The organism is Anaerostipes butyraticus (genome assembly GCF_016586355.1).
Taxonomy (GTDB): Bacteria; Bacillota; Clostridia; order Lachnospirales; family Lachnospiraceae; genus Anaerostipes; species Anaerostipes butyraticus.
Genome location: NZ_BLYI01000001.1, coordinates 1 through 1,139 on the forward strand (window position 1 = coordinate 1; position 1,139 = coordinate 1,139).

The 1,139-nt window shown below is 47.3% G+C and carries 1 protein-coding gene; it reads left to right on the forward strand.

Features of this window, described 5'->3' with window-relative positions:
- Nucleotides 1-124 precede the first annotated feature (124 nt).
- On the forward strand, nucleotides 125-1,139 hold a 1,015-nt coding region (locus JMF81_RS00005), incomplete at its 3' end, for an IS110 family RNA-guided transposase (RefSeq protein WP_201309473.1).

Genomic DNA, 1,139 nt, shown 5'->3' on the forward strand with positions numbered 1-1,139 from the left:
AACTGAATGTGAGCTTCCTCATTTGAACCACCATCTGTCCAGCCGCACCGCGGCAGAAGGACGTACAGTAAAATATCAAAAGACAGGAAGCTATGCCGTAAATTCTATCCATGGAGGTAGCATTATGGAAAAAGTTTACGACAAATGTTGTGGTATTGATGTGCACAAAAAACTTATCATCGCTTGTTTCAAAAAAGGCAACCAACAAGAGATCCGTGAGTTCGGTGCAACAACCAGAGAACTCCTTGAAATGGCTGACTGGCTGAAAGATGGCGGCTGTGAAATGGCTGCCATGGAAAGCACAGCCTCCTATTGGAAACCCTTATATAATATCCTTGAATCTTCCGGTCTGAATGCTATCGTGGTGAATGCCCGCCATATGAGGGCAGTTCCAGGACGTAAGACAGATGTAAAGGATGCGGAATGGATCGCTGATCTTCTTATGCATGGCCTGCTCCGGGCAAGCTATATTCCGGACAAAGACCAGCGAGAACTGCGGGAACTCGTTCGTTACCGCAAGAGCCTTGTCAGGGAACGTAACCGCGAACTGAACAGACTCCAAAAGATGCTGGAAGGCGCCAATATCAAAATATCCGGTACGATCACAGATATCAATGGCAAAAGTGCCAGAAATATCCTGGAGTACATCCTTTCCGGGAAACAGATCGGCTCTGCTGAATATGACATCCTCTATGAAAAGAAAGTCATCGCACACAACCTGAAAGCATCAAAGGAACAGATCATTGACGACCTGAACGGGATCATGTCTGACATCCAGCGAAAAATGCTGCGGCTTCTTCTCAAACACCTGGATGAACTCAATGCCATCATCAACGAACTTGATGATGATATTGATAACTTCATGAAACCGCAGGAAAAACAAGCCGCAAAAGCGATCCAGGATATCCCCGGCATTGGAAATACCAGCGCACAGGCGATCATTTCGGTCCTTGGCACGGACATGGAGCGGTTTCCCAGCGATGGGCACTTGGCCTCATGGGCTGGATTATGTCCGGGCGATAACGAGAGTGCGAAAAAGCGAAAGTCAGGCAAGACCCGAAAAGGAAACGCTTTACTGCGGGAGACGCTTGTTGTCAGTGCACACAGTGCGGTAAAGAATAAAAGATCCTACTTCTATG